We start from the raw sequence: 17,881 nt of genomic DNA on the forward strand, positions 1-17,881 counted from the left end.
TGCGCGGATGAATACGCGGCACGCCGGCAAGGCACCGACAACGAGCACGAGCATCCATAATTACGTTGGCCGCGGAAAACCGTTGCAAAGCAGCCATTTGCAACGGTTTGGGGTCATCCATGATGCGATTGATTCGAATCGTGTATCAAACAATACGTAATTTGGTTTGGACCAGCAACGATCTGCGTTCCTAGGATCAGCTCATCCCCCGCCTAGGAGCGTTTGTCCGATGAGCAGCAGATACACCCCGTCCGAAATGGCCCAGGCGCTTGGCGCCGGGTTGCTGTCGTTTCCGGTCACCCATTTCGATGCCGAGCTGGCGTTCGACGAGCCGGCCTATCGCACCAACCTGGACTGGCTGTCCTCGCATCCGGCGGCCGGGTTGTTCGCTGCCGGCGGCACCGGCGAGCTGTTTTCGCTGAGCCTGGAGGAGGTCAACCGCGCCGTACGTGCCGCGGTGAGCCAGACCGCCGGGCGCATGCCGGTGATCGCGCCGGCCGGCTACGGCACCGCGATCGCGATCGAGATGGCGCAGGCCGCCGAGCGCAACGACGCCGACGGCATCCTGCTGTTTCCGCCGTACCTGACCGAGTGCGATGCCCAGGGCGTGGCCGAGCATGTCGAACGCGTCTGCAAGGCAACTAAGCTCGGCGTGATCGTCTACGGCCGCGCCAACGCCAGGCTCGACGATGTGACCCTGGCGCGCGTGGCCGAACGCTGCCCCAACCTGGTGGGCTACAAGGACGGCATCGGCGATGTGGATCGCATGACCCGTATCTATGCGCGGCTGGGCGAGCGGCTGCTGTACGTGGGCGGCTTGCCGACGGCTGAAACCTTCGCGCTGCCGTATCTGGAAATGGGCGTCACCACCTATTCGTCGGCCATCTTCAATTTTCTGCCCGAGTGGGCGCTGGCGTTCTACGCGGCGGTGCGCGCGCGCGACCACGCCACCATCTACCGCGAGCTCAACGATTTCGTGCTGCCGTATACGGTGCTGCGCAATCGCCGCGCCGGCTATGCGGTGTCCATCGTCAAGGCCGGCATGCGCGCGGTGGGCCGCCCGGCCGGCCCGGTGCGCACGCCATTGGCCGACCTCACCGAGGACGAATTCGCCCAGCTCAAGCAACTGATCGGAGGATGCCGCTGATGCATGCCATCCAGGGTGAATCGTTGATCGGCCAGCGCAGCGTGCCCGGCGCCGGTGCGGTGTTTCAGGGGCTGGATGCGGCCAGCGGCGAAGCGCTGCAGCCGGTGTTCGCCTCGGCCAGCGCACAGGACCTGGAGCAGGCCTGCGCGCTGGCGCACGCGGCGTTCGATCCTTACCGCGACACCTCGCTGGAAGTGCGCGCCGGCTTTCTGGAGACCATCGCCGAACAGATCCTGGCACTGGGCGATGCGCTGATCGAACGCGCCATGCGCGAGAGTGGGCTGCCGCGTGCACGGCTGGAAGGCGAGCGCGCACGCACCGTGGGCCAGCTGCGGCTGTTCGCCAACGTGGTGCGCGAAGGCAGCTGGCTGCAGGCGCGCATCGACCCCGCCATGCCGCAGCGCACGCCGCTGCCGCGTGCGGATCTGCGCCAGCGTCATATCGCGCTGGGGCCGGTGGCGGTGTTCGGTGCCAGCAACTTCCCGCTGGCGTTTTCGGTGGCCGGTGGCGATACCGCCTCCGCCCTGGCGGCCGGCTGCCCGGTCGTGGTGAAAGCGCATGGCGCCCATCCGGGCACGTCCGAACTGGTGGGCCGCGCGATCCAGGCGGCGGTGGCGCAGTGCGGTCTGCCCGAAGGGGTGTTCTCGCTGCTGTTCGACGCCGGTATCGAGATCGGCGCGCAGCTGGTGGCCGATGCACGCATCAAGGCCGTGGGCTTCACCGGCTCGCGTGCCGGCGGCATGGCACTGGTCAGGATCGCCTCTGCACGCCGCGAGCCGATTCCGGTGTATGCGGAAATGAGCGCGATCAACCCGGTCTATCTGTTGCCGCATGCGCTCCAAGCGCGCGCGCCGGCACTGGGCAAGGCGTTCGTGGGCTCGCTCACCCTGGGCGCGGGACAGTTCTGCACCAACCCCGGCCTGCTGCTGGCGATCGATTCGCCAGCGCTGGATGCCTTCATCGCCTCGGCAACGCAGGCGCTGCAGGAGGTGGTGCCGGCGGCGATGCTCACTACCGGCATCAGCCAGGCATATGCGCAAGGTGTGCAACGGCTGGCTGCGCATCCGCAGGTCGCCACCCTGGCACGTGGCGCGGCCGCGGATACGGGGCGTTGCCCGGCGGCGTTGTTCGGTACCGATGCCGATGCCTTCCTGGCCGATGAAGCGCTGCAGGCCGAAGTGTTCGGTGCCTCCTCGCTGCTGGTGCGTTGCAAGGACATCGCCCAGTTGCGTGCATTGAGCGAGGCGCTGGAAGGCCAGCTCACCGCCACCTTGCAGATGGACGAGGGCGACACCGCGCTGGCGGCGGCATTGCTGCCGGTGCTCGAGCGCAAGGCCGGCCGCATCCTGGTCAACGATTGGCCCACTGGCGTGGAGGTCTGCCACGCCATGGTGCACGGCGGCCCGTTCCCGGCCACCTCCGATAGCCGCAGCACCTCGGTGGGCACGCTGGCGATCGATCGTTTCCTTCGCCCGGTCTGCTACCAGGACCTGCCGGTGGCGCTGCTGCCGGCGGCGGTGGCGCATGGCAATCCGCTGGGCCTGTGGCGGCGCGTGGATGGCGCGTTGGGTCACGACTGACCGAGCCGTTCGCAACGTTGCCTGAGGCGTGCCGGAGGAGGGTCCGGCACGCCAACCGCAGGCCCATTTGGAATACCGAAGCGCAGTGCGCTTCCATCGTCATAGGTGAGGAACGATGATGGCTATCGATTCAAAAACGGTCGGTTCAACGACAGTCGGCGCACCGACGGTTCCGCGCAGGCGGTATCTGATCCTGTTGATGCTGTTCGTGGTGACCACGATCAACTATGCCGATCGCGCCACCTTGTCCATCGCCGGTTCTGCGGTCCAGGATGCACTGGGCATCGACGCGCTGCAGATGGGCTTCATCTTCTCCGCGTTCGGCTGGGCCTATGTGGCCGGGCAGATTCCCGGCGGCTGGTTGCTCGATCGCTTCGGGTCGCGCCGCGTGTATGGCCTGTCGCTGCTGATCTGGTCGTTGTTCACCGCGTTGCAGGGCTTCATCGGCTGGGTGCCGGTGGCCTGGGCGGTGACCACGCTGTTCGTGCTGCGCTTTCTGGTGGGCATTGCCGAAGCGCCGTCGTTCCCCGGCAACAGCCGTATCGTGGCGGCGTGGTTTCCCACCGCCGAGCGCGGCCTGGCCGCGTCCATCTTCAATTCCGCGCAGTACTTCGCCACGGTGGCGTTTGCGCCGCTGATGGGCTGGCTGGTGCATGCCTGGGGCTGGGAGCATGTGTTCCTGGTGATGGGCGGGGTGGGCATCCTGCTGGCATTGGTATGGCGCAAGACCATCTATGCCCCACGCGAACATCCGCGCCTGAGCGCGCAGGAGCTGGACTACATCCAGCGCAACGGCGCACTGGTGGACATGGAGCAGGGCACCAAGCCCGGCAGCCAGCCCAAGGGCACGCAGTGGCATTACGCCAAGCAGTTGCTGTGCAACCGCATGCTGTTGGGCGTGTATATCGGCCAGTACTGCATCACCACGCTGACCTATTTCTTCCTGACCTGGTTCCCGGTGTACCTGGTCAAGGAGCGCGGCATGTCGATCCTGGAGGCGGGCTTTGTGGCCTCGTTGCCGGCGGTGTGCGGCTTTGTCGGCGGTGTGTTGGGCGGCTATGTGTCCGACCGCATGGTGCGGCGCGGGTACTCGCTTACCGTCTCGCGCAAGACGCCGATCGTGGTGGGCATGCTGATGTCGGTGACGATGATTGGCTGCAACTACGTGCAGGCCGAATGGATGGTGGTGGGGCTGATGGCGCTGGCCTTCTTCGGCAAGGGCATCGGTGCGCTCGGCTGGGCGGTGGTGGCCGATACCTCGCCCAAGGAAATCGCCGGCCTGTCCGGTGGCCTGTTCAACACCTTCGGCAACATCGCCGGCATCACCACGCCAATTGTCATTGGCTACATCGTCTCCACCACCGGCAGCTTCGAGTGGGCGCTGGTCTTTGTCGGGCTCAATGCGCTGCTGGCGGTGGTGTCCTATCTGTTCGTGGTCGGGCAAATCAAGCGCGTGGAACTGAAGGCCCCTCCGGGTGGCCCGGCCGCGCCCATGCCCGCATCGCGTTGACCGTCTTCGGAGAGCCTTGATGAACATCCATACTTCTGCTGCAGGCATCGGCGCCACGCCGCGCATCACCGACATCCGCGTGGTGCCGGTGGCCGGCCAGGACAGCATGCTGCTCAACCTCAGTGGCGCGCACGCGCCGTACTTCACCCGCAATGTCTTGGTGCTGCGCGATTCGTCCGGACGCACCGGCGTGGGCGAGGTGCCGGGCGGCGAGGCCATCGCCGGCCTGTTGAACGAGGCGGCCGCGCTGATTCGCGACCGTTCCATCGCCGACTACCAGCGCATCCTCAATCAGGTGCGCACCGCCTTCGCCGACCGCGACAGCGCCGGACGCGGCCTGCAGACCTTCGATCTGCGCATCACCATCCATGCGGTGACCGCCATCGAAGCGGCACTGCTGGACCTGCTCGGGCAGTTCCTGGATCAGCCGGTGGCCGCGCTGCTTGGCGAAGGCCAGCAACGCGATGCGGTAGACGTGTTGGGCTACCTGTTCTTCATCGGCGACCGCCGCAAGACCGGCCTGGAATACCGCGACGGCAGCGCTGCCACCGATGCCTGGGAGGCCGTACGCGACCAGGAGGCACTGACGCCGTCCGCGGTGGTGCGGCTGGCCGAAGCGGCCTACGCCAGATACGGCTTCCGCGATTTCAAGCTCAAGGGCGGCGTGTTGCGTGGCGAAGACGAGATCGAGGCGATCCATGCGCTGCATGCGCGCTTTCCGCAGGCGCGCATTACCCTGGACCCCAACGGAGCGTGGTCGTTGGCACAGGCCATCGCGCTGTGTCGCGACATGCATGGCGTGATGGCCTATGCCGAGGACCCGTGCGGAGCCGAGCAGGGCTATTCCGGTCGCGAGGTCATGGCTGAATTCCGTCGCGCCACCGGCCTGCCGACGGCCACCAACATGATCGCCACCGACTGGCGCCAGATGGGTCACGCCATCCAGCTGCAGTCGGTGGATATTCCGCTGGCCGACCCGCATTTCTGGACGCTGCAAGGCTCGGTGCGGGTGGCGCAATTGTGCCGCGACTGGGGCCTGACCTGGGGCTCGCATTCCAACAACCATTTCGATATTTCGCTGGCGATGTTCACCCAAGTGGCCGCCGCCGCACCGGGGCGTGTCACCGCCATCGACACGCACTGGATCTGGCAGGACGGCCAACGCCTGACCCGCGATCCGCTACAGATCGAAGGTGGCCAGATCCAGGTGCCGGCAAAGCCCGGTCTGGGTGTCGAGCTCGATATGGATGCGCTGGAAGCGGCGCATCGCACTTATCAACGTCTGAGCCTGGGCGCGCGCGACGATGCCGCCGCCATGCAGGCGCTGATCCCCAACTGGACCTTCGACAACAAGCGGCCCTGCCTGGTGCGCTGAAGCGCCTTGATGCACTGCTGCCGATGCACCGGCAGCAGTGCATGACCGCCAGTTCACCGCAGCTGGAGAACCGAGCAATGAAAAGCGTGATGGCAATCAGCAGCGTTGCGCTGCTGGCGGTCGGCGTGGCCGGGCGTGCGCGTGCGCAACAGCCCGATGAGGGATTCTGGAATGGCGCCACGGCCGAGGTCACCGCACTCAATTTCTATTACAACCGCGACTTCCGCAGTGGCCAAGGGCAGGGCAAGCGGGCCGAATGGGCGCAAGGCTTTGTGATCGATGCCAGGAGCGGCTATACCCGCGGCCCCGTCGGCGCGGGACTGGACCTGCTGGGTATCGGCGATTTCAAGCTCGATGGCGTGCGTGCCGAAGGCGGCACCGGCCTGCTGCCCAACAACGACGACGGCACCGCGCAGCATGCATTGGTGCGGGTGGCACCGACGCTCAAGCTGCGCGCCTCGCGGACCGAATTGAAATGGGGCAGCTTCATTCCCAACGAGCCGCTGGTGCGTGCCAGCATCACCCGCATCATGCCGGAGACGTTTCAGGGCGTGACCCTGGAATCCAAGGATGTGCCCAAGCTCGACCTGCTGCTCGCCCGCTTCACCAGTGCCTGGTATCGCGACGGCGATTCGCGCGTGCCGATCACCCTGACCAACAAGAACCGTCGTTTTCTCGGGACGCCGGATTCGGATGCGTTCAATCTGGTCTCGGCGACCTATACGCTGGCCCCGACTACCCAGCTGCGTTATCAGGGCGCGTTGATGGAAGACATCTACCGCCAGCAGCTGTACAACCTGATCCAGACCCAGATGTTCGGCAAGGACCGTCTGCGCGTGGATCTGCGCTATTTCCGCACCGACGATGTCGGCCAGTCGCGCGCCGGCCCGATCGACAACCGCATGTTCAGCAGCATGGTGTCCTGGCGCACCGGTGGTCATGAATTCGGTGCCGGCTATCAGAAGCTGTCCGGACCCAGCGCCATGCCATGGCCCGGTGGCACCGACGGCAACGTCTTCAACTGGACCTTCATCAACGACTTCCTCGAACGCGGCGAGCGCAGCTGGCAGCTGCGTTACAGCATCGATGGCGACAGCATCGGCATTCCCGGCCTCAGCGTCATGGCGCGCTACATCAGCGGCGACAATGCACGGCCGGCGACATATGCCGGCGAAGGCCGCGAATGGGCGCGCGATGTGCTGACCACCTATCAGTTCCAGAGCGAACGCTTCAAGCATCTGAGCCTGATCTGGTTCAACGGCACCTTTCGCTCCAACTACCAGCGCAATGTCGATGAAAACCGCTTGATCCTGCAGTACCGGCGCCAGTTCGACAGCCCCGACCGGTAATGCATTCCACCCCATGTTCTGCAAGGTAGCCCCGTGATGTCCGCAACCCAGCACGCCATGCCCTGGCTCAGCATCCGCGCCCATGCGCGCGACAACGTCGCCATTGTCGTCAACGATGGCGGTGCGCCTGCCGGCGCCGCTTTTCCGGATGGGGTGAGCGCCACCGAGCACATTCCGCAGGGCCACAAGATGGCGCTGCTGGACCTGCCTGCCGGCGCGCCGGTGATCCGCCTGGGCGCAGTGATCGGCACCGCCAATGCCGCCATCGCGCGTGGCGCCTGGGTCAGCGAGCAACTGCTGGCGATGCCCGAGGCCCCCGAACTGGCCACGCTGGATCTGGCGTTGCACCCGGCACCAGAGCCCGAGCCGCTGCAGGGCTACACCTTCCAGGGTTACCGCAACCGCGATGGCAGCGTGGGCACGCGCAATATCCTGGGCATCATGACCAGCGTGCAGTGCGTGGTCGGCGTGCTCGGGCACGCTGTGGAGCGCATTCGTGCCGAATTGCTGCCCAGGTACCCGCATGTCGACGATGTGGTGGCGGTCAACCACGTCTACGGCTGCGGCGTGGCGATCACCGCGCCGGAGGCCATCATTCCCATCCGCACGCTGCGCAATATCGCGCGCAGCCCCAACTTCGGCGGGCAGGCGCTGATCGTGGGCCTGGGCTGCGAGAAGCTTGCGCCGGAGCGCCTGTTGCCCGACGACGCCAGCGACGACGACAGCGGCGTGTATCGCCTGCAGCAAGCCAGCCTGGGCTTTGCCGACATGGTGGGTTCGATCATGGCCATGGCCGAAGAACGCCTGCGCCATCTGGACCTGCGCCGCCGCGAAACCGTGCCGGCCAGCGAACTGGTGGTGGGCATGCAATGCGGCGGCAGCGACGCGTTTTCCGGCGTCACCGCCAACCCGGGCCTGGGCGTGGCCGCCGACCTGCTGGTGCGTGCCGGCGCCACGGTGATGTTTTCGGAAAACACCGAAGTGCGCGACGGCATCCATCTGCTGGTGCCACGCGCGGCCAATGCGGACGTGGCCAAGGCGCTGGTCCGCGAGATGGCCTGGTACGACGCCTATCTGGCGCGCGGGCAGGCCGATCGCAGCGCCAACACCACCCCGGGCAACAAGAAGGGTGGGCTGGCCAATATCGTGGAGAAGGCGATGGGCTCGATCGCCAAGTCCGGCTCCTCGGCGATCAACGGCGTGGTGCCACCCGGCGAGCGCGTCAAGGGGCGCGGCTTGCAGTATTGCGCCACACCGGCCAGCGATTTCGTCTGCGGCACGCTGCAGGTGGCTGCCGGCATGAACCTGCATGTGTTCACCACCGGCCGCGGCACCCCGTACGGCCTGGGCATGGTGCCGGTGATCAAGGTGGCCACCCGCAGCGAGCTGGCGCAGCGCTGGTCCGACCTGATGGACATCGACGCCGGCGGCGTGGCCACCGGCGCCAAGACGCTGGAGCAATTGGGCTGGGAGCTGTTCCGGCGCTACCTGGACGTGGCCAGCGGCCAACCCACCTGGACCGAGCGGCATCGCCTGCACAACGATCTGGCCTTGTTCAACCCGGCGCCGATTACCTAGTTTGGCGCTCTCTCACGCGAGAAGGCGCGCCTGCCTTCTCCCCTCGGGACATTGTCCTCCTTCATGGGGGAGAGAGTGCCCCGGAGCGGCGAATGAGGGGACGGGCGAAGCCTCACGCACTACGTCACACAGCGTCCAACAGCGCACACCGACCGCCGCACCGAAGCCATCGCGGGCAGGCGAAAGCCAGCAGCAACCGACACCACGGCGACACACCCAATCCACCGGGCAACGCGGTGTACCGCCACCACCGAGGCCAGCGTGCCGTCACCGCGCATTCGCCCGTCCACGGCATGCGCCGATACAATGCGCGCTCGTTTTCAGTGTTGACGGAGTTCCCATGTCCCAGATCATCCACACCGACCAGGCGCCTGCCGCCATCGGTCCGTACTCTCAGGCCGTGCGTGCCGGCAACACCGTGTATTTCTCCGGCCAGATTCCGCTGGACCCGGCCACCGGCGAGATCGTGCCCGGCGATATCGGCGCGCAGGCGCGCCGCGCGTTCGACAACCTCAAGGCCGTGGCCGAAGCGGCCGGCGGCTCGCTCGACAAGATCGTGCGGCTGGGCCTGTACCTGACCGACCTGGGCCAGTTCGCCGCCGTCAACGCGGTGATGCAGGAGTATTTCCAGGCCCCGTTCCCGGCCCGCTCCACCATCGAGGTCTCCGGCCTGCCCAAGGGCGCCGGCTTCGAAGTCGATGCGGTGATGGTGCTCGACTGATCCCGTCCGGCTGATCGGTCCCGATCCGTCGTGCCGCGCGCACCCGTCGCAACGCCCAGCCTGGCCGTCGCCGGCCAGGCGGCGCTGTCCAGCCTGCCCGGCGTCGGCCCCAAGGTGGCCGAGAAGTTCGCCGCGCGCGGCATCGTGAGCGTGCAGGATCTGTGGCTGCACCTGCCGCTGCGGTATGAAGACCGCACCCGCCTGACCACCATCGCGCAGCTTCAAAGCGGCGTGCCGGCGCAGATCGAAGGGCGGGTGGATGCAGTGGAGCGCGGCTTCCGCTTCCGCCCGGTGTTGCGCGTGGCAGTCTCGGACGATTCGCACGGCAGCGTGGTGCTGCGCTTCTTCCATTTCCGCGCCGCGCAGGTGGCGCAGTTCGCCGTCGGCACGCGGGTGCGGGTGTTCGGCACGCCCAAACCCGGCCAGCACGGCTGGGAAATCGTGCATCCCAGCTACCGGGTGCTCGCGCCGGGCGAGGATGCCGGCTTGGGCGACAGCCTGGACCCGGTCTATCCGGTGCTCGAAGGCGTTGGCCCGGCCACGTTGCGCAAGCTCATCGGCCAGGCGCTGGAGCGGCTGCCGCCGGAGGCCGCACTGGAATTGCTGCCCCCGCACTGGCTGCAGGACCAGCAGCTGCCCTCGCTGCGTGCGGCCTTGCTGACCATGCATCGCCCGCCGGTCGGCACCGATCCGCAGCAGCTGCTTGCGGGCGGGCATCCGGCCCAGCAGCGTCTGGCGCTGGAAGAACTGCTGGCGCATCAACTCAGCCTGCGCCGCCAGCGCATCGCCCTGCAGCGTTTCCGTGCCCCGCAATTGCGCGGCGGCCGCCTGGTGCAGCACCTGCGCAAGGCATTGCCGTTCCAGCTCACCGGCGCGCAGCAGCGCGTGTTCGAGCAGATTGCGCACGACCTCGCGCAAGCCTCGCCGATGCTGCGGCTGGTGCAGGGCGATGTCGGCAGCGGCAAGACCGTGGTGGCTGCCCTGGCGGCGATGCTGGCGGTGGAGCAGGGCAAGCAGGTGGCCCTGGCCGCGCCCACCGAACTGCTGGCCGAGCAACACCTGAGCAACCTGCGCGGTTGGCTGGAGCCGCTGGGCATCCGCATCGTCTGGCTGGCCGGCAAGGTCACCGGCAAGGCGCGCGCCGCAGCCATGGCCGAGGTCGCCTCCGGCCAGGCGCAGGTGGTGGTCGGCACGCATGCCCTGATGCAGGAGGCGGTGGTCTTCCACGACCTGGCGCTTGCCATCATCGACGAGCAGCACCGTTTCGGCGTGCATCAGCGCCTGGCGCTGCGCGACAAGGGCGCGGCGGCCGGCAGCGTGCCGCACCAGCTGGTGATGACCGCCACCCCGATTCCGCGCACGCTGGCGATGTCCACCTATGCGGATCTGGACGTCTCGGCCATCGACGAACTGCCGCCCGGCCGCACCCCGGTGCAGACCATCGTGCTGAGCGCCGAACGCCGCCCCGAACTGGTCGAACGCATCCGCGCCGCCTGCGCCGAAGGCCGCCAGGCGTACTGGGTGTGCACGTTGATCGAGGAAAGCGAAGAGCCCGAAAAAGGTGCGCCGAGCGGGCCGCCGCGCATCGAAGCGCAGGCCGCGCAGGTCACCTACGAGGCCTTGTCGGCGCAGTTGCCGGGCGTGCGCGTCGCGCTGGTGCACGGGCGCATGAAGCCGGCCGAGAAGCAGCAGGCCATGCTCGATTTCAAGCAGGGCCGCAGCGACCTGCTGGTGGCCACCACCGTGATCGAAGTCGGCGTGGACGTGCCCAATGCCTCGCTGATGATCATCGAGAACGCCGAGCGTCTGGGCCTTGCCCAGTTGCATCAGCTGCGCGGCCGGGTCGGCCGTGGCGCGGCGGCGTCCAGTTGCGTGCTGCTGTACCAGGGACCGCTGTCGCTGATGGCGCGCCAGCGCCTGGAAACCATGCGCCAGACCAACGATGGCTTCGTGATCGCGGAGAAGGATCTGGAACTGCGTGGGCCGGGCGAGTTGCTGGGCACGCGCCAGACCGGCCTGGCCAGTTTCCGCATCGCCGACCTGGCCCGGGACGCCGGCCTGCTGCCGCGCGTGCAGGTCCTGGCCGAGCGCCTGCTGGCCGAGGCGCCGGAGATCGCCGACCGCGTCGTGGCGCGCTGGATCGGTGGCGCGGTGCGGTATGCGGCCGCTTGAGCGGCGGGGATTGGGGAATCGGGATTGGGGATTTGTCAAAGCGGGGTTGCTGCGACCTGGACGTCCCCGGAATTCGCGCGGCTCGCCGATCCTTGCGAAGATGCCGCAACGAATCCCGAATGCCCACTCTCCAATCCCATGACAAAAAGAATACCGCTGCTGATCGATACCGACCCGGGCGTGGACGACGCGCTGGCGTTGCTGATGGCCTTCAACGACAGCCGCCACGAGGTGGTCGGGCTGACCATCGCGGCCGGCAACGTGGGCCTGGAGCACACAGTGCGCAACGCCTTGAAGGTCTGCGAGATCGCCGGCCGCGACGATGTGCCGGTGTATGCCGGTTGCCCACAGCCGCTGCTGCATCCCTCGGTGGACGCGGCGCACGTGCACGGCATCGATGGCTTCGGTGATGTGGGTCTGGCGCCGGCCACGCGCACTGCCGAGGCCGAGCATGCGGCACTCGCCATCCTGCGCCTGTCGCACGAACATGCCGGCGAGCTGTTGCTGGTGGCGCTCGGCCCGCTGACCAATCTTGCGCTGGCGCTGACCCTGGACCCGACCCTGCCACAGCGCGTGGCGCGGCTGGTGGTGATGGGCGGGGCACTGACCGGGCACGGCAACATCACTCCGGCGGCCGAATTCAACATCGGCTTCGACCCGGAGGCGGCGCACATCGTGTTCCGCGGCTTTCCGACCTTCGACGTGGCCGATTGGGAAGCCACCATCGCGCACGGCCTGCTGCACCGGGACGTGGAGCAGTGGCTGGCCGCCGATTCGGCCCGCGCCCGCTTCTACGAGGAAATCTCGCGCAAGACCCGGCTCTGGTCCGAGGACAGCCGCGGCGAGTACTGGTATGCGGCCGATGCGCTGGCGATGGCGTTCGCCCTGCACCCGGACGGTGCCCGGCGCCTGGAGCAGCGCCCGGTGCATATCGAACTATCCGGCACCCACACCCGCGGCATGACCCTGGTGGACTGGAACCGGCAGGGCGGCGCGCCCGACAATTGCAACCTGTTGCTGGAGTACGACCGCCAGCGGTTCTATGGGCTGGTCGGCGCGGCGCTGGCGGCCGGCTAGGGCGATCTTGCGCCGGCTGCCTGCAGGCCGCTATAATGCCCGGCTTATCCAGGCAGCCCGGCGCCAAGTCCATGAAAGAGAACGTGCATCCCAACTACAAAGACGTCGTCTTTCACGACGTGACATCGGATTTCAAGATCCTGACCCGTTCCACCATGAGCTCGAAAGAGACCGTGAAGTGGGAAGACGGCCAGGAATATCCACTGATCAAGGTGGAAATCTCCTCCGCATCGCACCCGTTCTATACCGGCAAGCACAAGGTGATCGACACCGGCGGCCGGATCGACAAGTTCCAGAAGCGCTACGCGCGCTGAGCTTGCAGGACGGGCTGTACCGGCAGCGGCCGCGCATTGCGCGGCCGTTGTCTTTTGGGGCGTGCCCCGCCCCTGTTGCTTCGCTTGCCGCCCAACGGCCGGCATCTACGACTTCTGTCCAAGCGACGGGCAAAATGCTGCTGTGCGATAATGACGTGATCCGAGGCGACGCCTTGGACTTCCATCACGTGCCTGCCCATGTGGGATCAGGCGCCTTCCACTGAAGGAGCGTACACAGTGTCCGATCTTGATCAGGTCACGCTCAACGCCGGCGACACGTCGGTCGTTCTGCCGGTTCTCAAGCCCACGCTGGGCAATGACTGCGTCGATATTTCCAAGCTGACCAAAGAAACCGGTCTGTTCACCTATGACTCGGGCTTCACCGCCACCGCCAGCTGCAAGTCGGCCATCACCTACATCGATGGCGACAATGGCGTGCTGCTGTACCGCGGTTACCCGATCGAGCAGCTCGCCGAGAAGTCCAGCTTCCTGGAAGTGTCGTACCTGCTGATGAACGGCGAACTGCCGACCGCGGACGAGTTCAAGAAGTTCGACCACGAAGTGACGCATCACACGATGATGCACGAGTCGTTGAAGAACTTCCTCGGCGGTTTCCGCCACGATGCGCACCCGATGGCCATGCTGGCCGGCTCGGTCGCCTCGCTGTCGGCGTTCTATCACGACACCCTGGACCTCAACGATCCGGAACAGCGCCGTCAGGCCGCCATCCGCCTGATTGCCAAGGTGCCGACCCTGGCAGCTGCTGCGTACCGGTACTCGATCGGCTGGCCGATCCGCTATCCGCGCAACAACCTGAACTACGTCGACCGCTTCCTGCACATGATGTTCGAAGTGCCGAGCGAGCCGCTGGAGATCAACCCGGTCGTGGCCAAGGCGCTGGATCTGCTGTTCATCCTGCACGCCGATCACGAGCAGAACGCCTCGACCTCGACCGTGCGTCTGGTCGGTTCCACCGGCGCCAACCCGTACGCATCGGTCGCTGCCGGCATCACCGCACTGTGGGGCCCGGCCCACGGCGGCGCCAACGAAGCGGTGCTGAAGATGCTCGAAGAGATCGGCACCGCCGATAACGTCGAGTCGGCCGTGGCCAAGGCCAAGGACAAGAACTCCTCGTTCCGCCTGATGGGCTTCGGTCACCGCGTCTACAAGAACTTCGACCCGCGCGCCAAGATCATCCGCGAGATGACCCACAAGGTGCTGGGCGAGCTGGGTGTCAACGACCCGCTGCTGGAAGTGGCGCTGAAGCTGGAAGAGGCCGCGCTGAAGGACGACTACTTCGTGCAGCGCAAGCTTTACCCGAACGTCGACTTCTACTCGGGCATCATCTACAAGGCGCTCAATATCCCGGTGGAAATGTTCACCGTGATGTTCGCCATCGCCCGCACCGCAGGCTGGGTGTCGCATTGGCTGGAGCAACAGGTCGACCCGGAAATGAAGATCGGCCGTCCGCGCCAGATCTACACCGGCTACGACAAGCGCGACTACACCGACAGCGCCAAGCGCTGATCGCGCCACGCGTGTGTTCGTAAACGAACGCCCCGCATTGCGGGGCGTTTTTGCATCATGGCCTGCTGCAGGCGAGGGTCGCTGCCCTGCCGCTGTCGTCAGTGCTGCCTTACCACGTGGCAGGTTCGGCTCAGCGCACTTGCTGCACGTACCCTTGCAGCTCGTCATCTGCCAGCAGCTGCCGCACTTGCGCCGCCGACGCACGCGGCATCGGTTTTTCGTCCAGTTGCGAGAGCGGTGCCTGGCGCAAGGCGTCGTAGGGCAGCACGGTCAGGTCGAAGGTCAGGTCTTCGGCACCGAACAGCCACACCGGAAACTCGCCGTTGCGCTCACGGTCCAGCCGCAGGCGGCGGGTGCGCGCTTCGGCAGGGATGCGGTGTTCCTCCAGAAAGCGCTGTACCGCGTCCGCATCGTCGCTGTGCAGCTGCAGCTGCACGGGCGCATTCGCATCAGCGGTGCCCTCCAGCACCGGGCCGGTCAGCCGTGGCTGGAACGGGCTGAGGAAATCCAGCGCCCGCAACGCGGCCTCGCGGCGCTGGCGCAATCGTGTCGTGTGGTCGGGGCCGGCGAACAGGCGTTGGTATTGGCGCAAGGCATCTTCGATCTCGCGGTTGCGTGGCAACGAGGCATCGTCATGGATGCCGAGCCGGCTGGCGGCCTTGAGCTTGGCCTGGTGGAAATCGCGGATACCGCCTTCGGCCATCAATCTGGCGGCCTCATGGGCGAGCCGATGACGGCGTTCCCGGGTGCGCGTATCGGCGTGCTGGCGTGCGTGATGCATGACCGGGCTCCCCTGATGAACCTGGGTTCGACTCTACAACAGCCACATGAAGACATGGCGAATGTGTCGCGCCATGTTGGAGCGACGGCGTCGTACTTTCGATTCGGCTCCATCCGGCAATCAGCCGCAAGCGGCAACTGCCGGGCCGCATCGCTGCACTACCTCGCCCGCCCAAGAAAAAGGGGAGCCGGAGCAGCCCCGCCGTTCCGATTCCCCATTCCCGAATCCCGAATCCCGAATCCCAGCCCTTAAAAAATATCGAACGCCTTCTCGTCCTGCTGCTCCTGCAGGCCGTAGTCGTAATCCTGCAGGCGATCCAGATCCTCGTTCTTCACCCACTCGACCGCGCCATTGATCGTGGCCTGGGTCATGCCCTCGGGCGGATCGTTGGCGGCGATCGGCTTGTCCTTCAGCGCCACGCGCATGTAGTCGATCCAGATCGGCAAGGCCGCCTTGCCGCCGTACTCGCGATAGCCCAGCGAGCGGAAGTCGTCGCGGCCGACCCATACGGTGGTGGCATAGGGGCCGCCGAAACCGGAGAACCAGGCATCGCGGTGGTCGTTGGTCGAGCCGGTCTTGCCGCCCACGTCCTCGCGGCCCAGCACCTTGGCAGCGGTGCCGGTGCCGCGCTGGACGACGTCGCGCATCATCGACACCAACTGGTAGGCGGTGCGCTCGTCGATGGCGCGCGGCGCAATCTTGGTTTCCGCCGTCGCCACAGGTGCAGTTTCCACCGCTGCCGGGGGGGCGTTGTCGGCGGGTGCGGCCGAGGCCGGCGGCGTGGCCGGTGCCTGTGCGCCGAAATTGAAGCCATCCACCACCTGGCTGACCGGTGCCGCGGTGCCACCCTGCGTGGCACAGGTGCGGCAGGCCACGGCCGGCACTTCCTTGAAGATGACCTTGCCGTCGCGGTCCTTGACCTCATCCACGATCCAGGTGTCCACGCGCGAGCCGCCATTGGCGAACACCGCGTAGCCACGCGCCACCGACAGCGGCGTCAGCGACGCGGTACCCAGCGACATCGACAGGTTGGGCGGCAGCTCGGCTTCCTGGAACCCGAACTGGCTGATGTATTTGCGCGCAAAATCGACGCCGATCGCATCCAGAAGGCGCACCGACACCAGATTGCGCGACTGCACCAGCGCCTCGCGCAGCCGCATCGGGCCGCGGAAGCCGCCGCCATCGTTCTGCGGCGACCAGGTCTTGCCGCGGCGGTCGCGGAACACCACCGGCGCATCCAGCACGATCGAGGCCGGGTTGAAGCCTTTCTCGAAGGCGGCGGCATACACGAACGGCTTGAAGCTGGAGCCCGGCTGGCGGCGTGCCTGGGTGGCGCGGTTGAACTTGTTGCCGGCAAAGCTGAAGCCGCCGACCAGGGCCCGCAAGGCGCCGCTGTTGGCGTCCAGCGACACCAGCGCCGCCTGGCCACGCGGCAACTGGTCGATGACCCACTCGCCATCCTTCTCGCCGGCACGGATGCGGGTCAGGTCGCCGCGGGTCAGCAGTTTGGCCGGGGTCTTGTTGGTCCAGCGGCTGGCCGAGGCGGGCAGGGTGAGTTCGGTCTTGTCGTGCTGTACGACGGTGATGCCGCCATCGGGATTGGTGCGCGCCACGATCACCGGCCGCAGCCCGCCCTGGGTGGAGACGCCGGACAGGTGCTTGACCAGCGCGGCGGCATCGGCGTCGGCGGCCACGTCGAAATGCTGCTCCACCCCATGCCAGCCATGCCGGTGGTCGTACAGGCGCAGACCATCGTTGATCGCCGCATCTGCGCCGGTCTGCAAGGTCGCATCGATGGTGGTGGTGACGTGGTAGCCCTTGTTGAGCACGTCGCCGCCGTACTTGGCGATCATCTCCTGGCGTACCAGCTCGGCCACGTACGGGGCGTAGACCTCCACCGGCGGCTCGTGCGGCTTGGCATGCATCGGCACCGCCTTGGCGGCATCTGCCTCGGCCTGACTGACGAAGCCCAGCTCGGCCATGCGCTGCAGCACGTAATAGTCGCGCCGTTCGCGCGCGCGCTCGGGGTTGCTGATCGGATTGCCGCTGGACGGGAACTTGGGAATGCCGGCCAGCGATGCCATCTCGTCCAGGCTCAGCTCGCCCAGCTTCTTGCCGAAGTAATACTCGGCGGCGGCGCCGATACCGTAGGCGCGATTGCCGAAGAAGCTCTTGTTGAGATACAGCTCGAAGATCTCGTCCTTGCTCAGCTCGCTTTCGATCTTGCGCGCCAGCAGGATCTCGGCCAGCTTGCGGGTGTAGCTGTATTCGGAGCTCAGGAAGAACTGCCGCGCCACCTGCTGGGTGATGGTGGAGCCGCCCGGCACCCGCTTGGCATCGGTGGTGGCCAGCAGCCAGATCGCGCGGCCGATGCCCTTGTAGTCCACCCCCCCATGTTCGTAGAAGCGCGCGTCCTCGGTGGCCAGGAAGGCCTGCTTCAGGCGCAGCGGAACCTCCTTCATCTGGACCGGGTAACGCCGGGTCTCGCCATAGACGGCCATCAGGCGACCGTCGCTGGAATAGACGTACATGGGCTCCTGCAGTTCGACCTGCTTGAGCGACTGTACGTCCGGCAACTTCGAGGAAATGGCGTAGTACAGGCCGCCGGCGGCAATGGCGCCGAGCAGTGCGAGCACAACGAGCGTGGCCAGGATCCAGCCCAGCCAACGGCGAATACGGGGCATGTAAGAGAGATTCCGATTGCAGATTTCTTGGTCACAGAGTATAGATGACGCCGAGTTTGGCTGGGG

The 17,881-nt window shown here is 66.6% G+C and carries 13 protein-coding genes; 11 read left to right on the forward strand and 2 right to left on the reverse strand.

Annotated elements, in window-relative coordinates; all coding sequences use genetic code 11:
- Window positions 1–229 precede the first annotated feature (229 nt).
- From kdgD to XcodCFBP4690_RS05485, 11 genes are all read left to right on the forward strand, one after another.
- The gene (gene kdgD / locus XcodCFBP4690_RS05435) at window positions 230–1,147 is read left to right on the forward strand and encodes a 5-dehydro-4-deoxyglucarate dehydratase (protein ID WP_104539984.1); all 918 of its coding nucleotides are present in this window, start codon (window positions 230–232) and stop codon (window positions 1,145–1,147) included.
- The gene (locus XcodCFBP4690_RS05440; RefSeq protein ID WP_104540056.1) at window positions 1,147–2,727 is read left to right on the forward strand and encodes an aldehyde dehydrogenase (NADP(+)); all 1,581 of its coding nucleotides are present in this window, start codon (window positions 1,147–1,149) and stop codon (window positions 2,725–2,727) included. The genes kdgD and XcodCFBP4690_RS05440 overlap by 1 nt, the downstream gene beginning before the upstream one ends.
- Before the next feature lie 115 nt (window positions 2,728–2,842).
- Complete coding sequence (locus tag XcodCFBP4690_RS05445; RefSeq protein WP_208622694.1) at window positions 2,843–4,237, forward strand: MFS transporter; 1,395 nt, start codon at window positions 2,843–2,845, stop codon at window positions 4,235–4,237.
- Between the two features lie 19 nt (window positions 4,238–4,256).
- The gene (gudD, locus tag XcodCFBP4690_RS05450) at window positions 4,257–5,612 is read left to right on the forward strand and encodes a glucarate dehydratase (protein ID WP_104539985.1); all 1,356 of its coding nucleotides are present in this window, start codon (window positions 4,257–4,259) and stop codon (window positions 5,610–5,612) included.
- A 77-nt stretch (window positions 5,613–5,689) separates the two neighbouring features.
- Window positions 5,690–6,961, forward strand: coding sequence for an OprD family porin (locus XcodCFBP4690_RS05455; RefSeq protein WP_104539986.1), 1,272 nt, complete (start codon window positions 5,690–5,692; stop codon window positions 6,959–6,961).
- Between the two features lie 36 nt (window positions 6,962–6,997).
- Window positions 6,998–8,539: a galactarate dehydratase gene (gene garD, locus XcodCFBP4690_RS05460; protein ID WP_104539987.1), complete on the forward strand. Its 1,542-nt coding sequence runs from the start codon at window positions 6,998–7,000 to the stop codon at window positions 8,537–8,539.
- A 340-nt stretch (window positions 8,540–8,879) separates the two neighbouring features.
- The gene (locus XcodCFBP4690_RS05465) at window positions 8,880–9,260 is read left to right on the forward strand and encodes a RidA family protein (protein ID WP_011038342.1); all 381 of its coding nucleotides are present in this window, start codon (window positions 8,880–8,882) and stop codon (window positions 9,258–9,260) included.
- Window positions 9,261–9,290: 30 nt separating this feature from the next.
- Window positions 9,291–11,432, forward strand: coding sequence for an ATP-dependent DNA helicase RecG (recG, locus tag XcodCFBP4690_RS05470; protein WP_104539988.1), 2,142 nt, complete (start codon window positions 9,291–9,293; stop codon window positions 11,430–11,432).
- A gap of 138 nt (window positions 11,433–11,570) precedes the next feature.
- Window positions 11,571–12,509, forward strand: coding sequence for a nucleoside hydrolase (locus tag XcodCFBP4690_RS05475; protein ID WP_104539989.1), 939 nt, complete (start codon window positions 11,571–11,573; stop codon window positions 12,507–12,509).
- Window positions 12,510–12,580: 71 nt separating this feature from the next.
- Complete coding sequence (locus XcodCFBP4690_RS05480; RefSeq protein ID WP_104539990.1) at window positions 12,581–12,823, forward strand: type B 50S ribosomal protein L31; 243 nt, start codon at window positions 12,581–12,583, stop codon at window positions 12,821–12,823.
- A 237-nt stretch (window positions 12,824–13,060) separates the two neighbouring features.
- Window positions 13,061–14,350, forward strand: coding sequence for a citrate synthase (locus tag XcodCFBP4690_RS05485; protein ID WP_104539991.1), 1,290 nt, complete (start codon window positions 13,061–13,063; stop codon window positions 14,348–14,350).
- Window positions 14,351–14,480: 130 nt separating this feature from the next.
- Here XcodCFBP4690_RS05485 and XcodCFBP4690_RS05490 read toward each other — a convergent pair whose 3' ends face one another.
- Window positions 14,481–15,131 (reverse strand): hypothetical protein, encoded by a 651-nt coding sequence (locus XcodCFBP4690_RS05490; protein WP_104539992.1) that lies wholly within the window; start codon window positions 15,129–15,131, stop codon window positions 14,481–14,483.
- Window positions 15,132–15,379: 248 nt separating this feature from the next.
- Window positions 15,380–17,815: a penicillin-binding protein 1A gene (locus XcodCFBP4690_RS05495; protein WP_167394481.1), complete on the reverse strand. Its 2,436-nt coding sequence runs from the start codon at window positions 17,813–17,815 to the stop codon at window positions 15,380–15,382.
- Window positions 17,816–17,881 lie beyond the last annotated feature (66 nt).

The organism is Xanthomonas codiaei, assembly GCF_002939785.1.
GTDB classification, from domain to species: Bacteria; Pseudomonadota; Gammaproteobacteria; order Xanthomonadales; family Xanthomonadaceae; genus Xanthomonas; species Xanthomonas codiaei.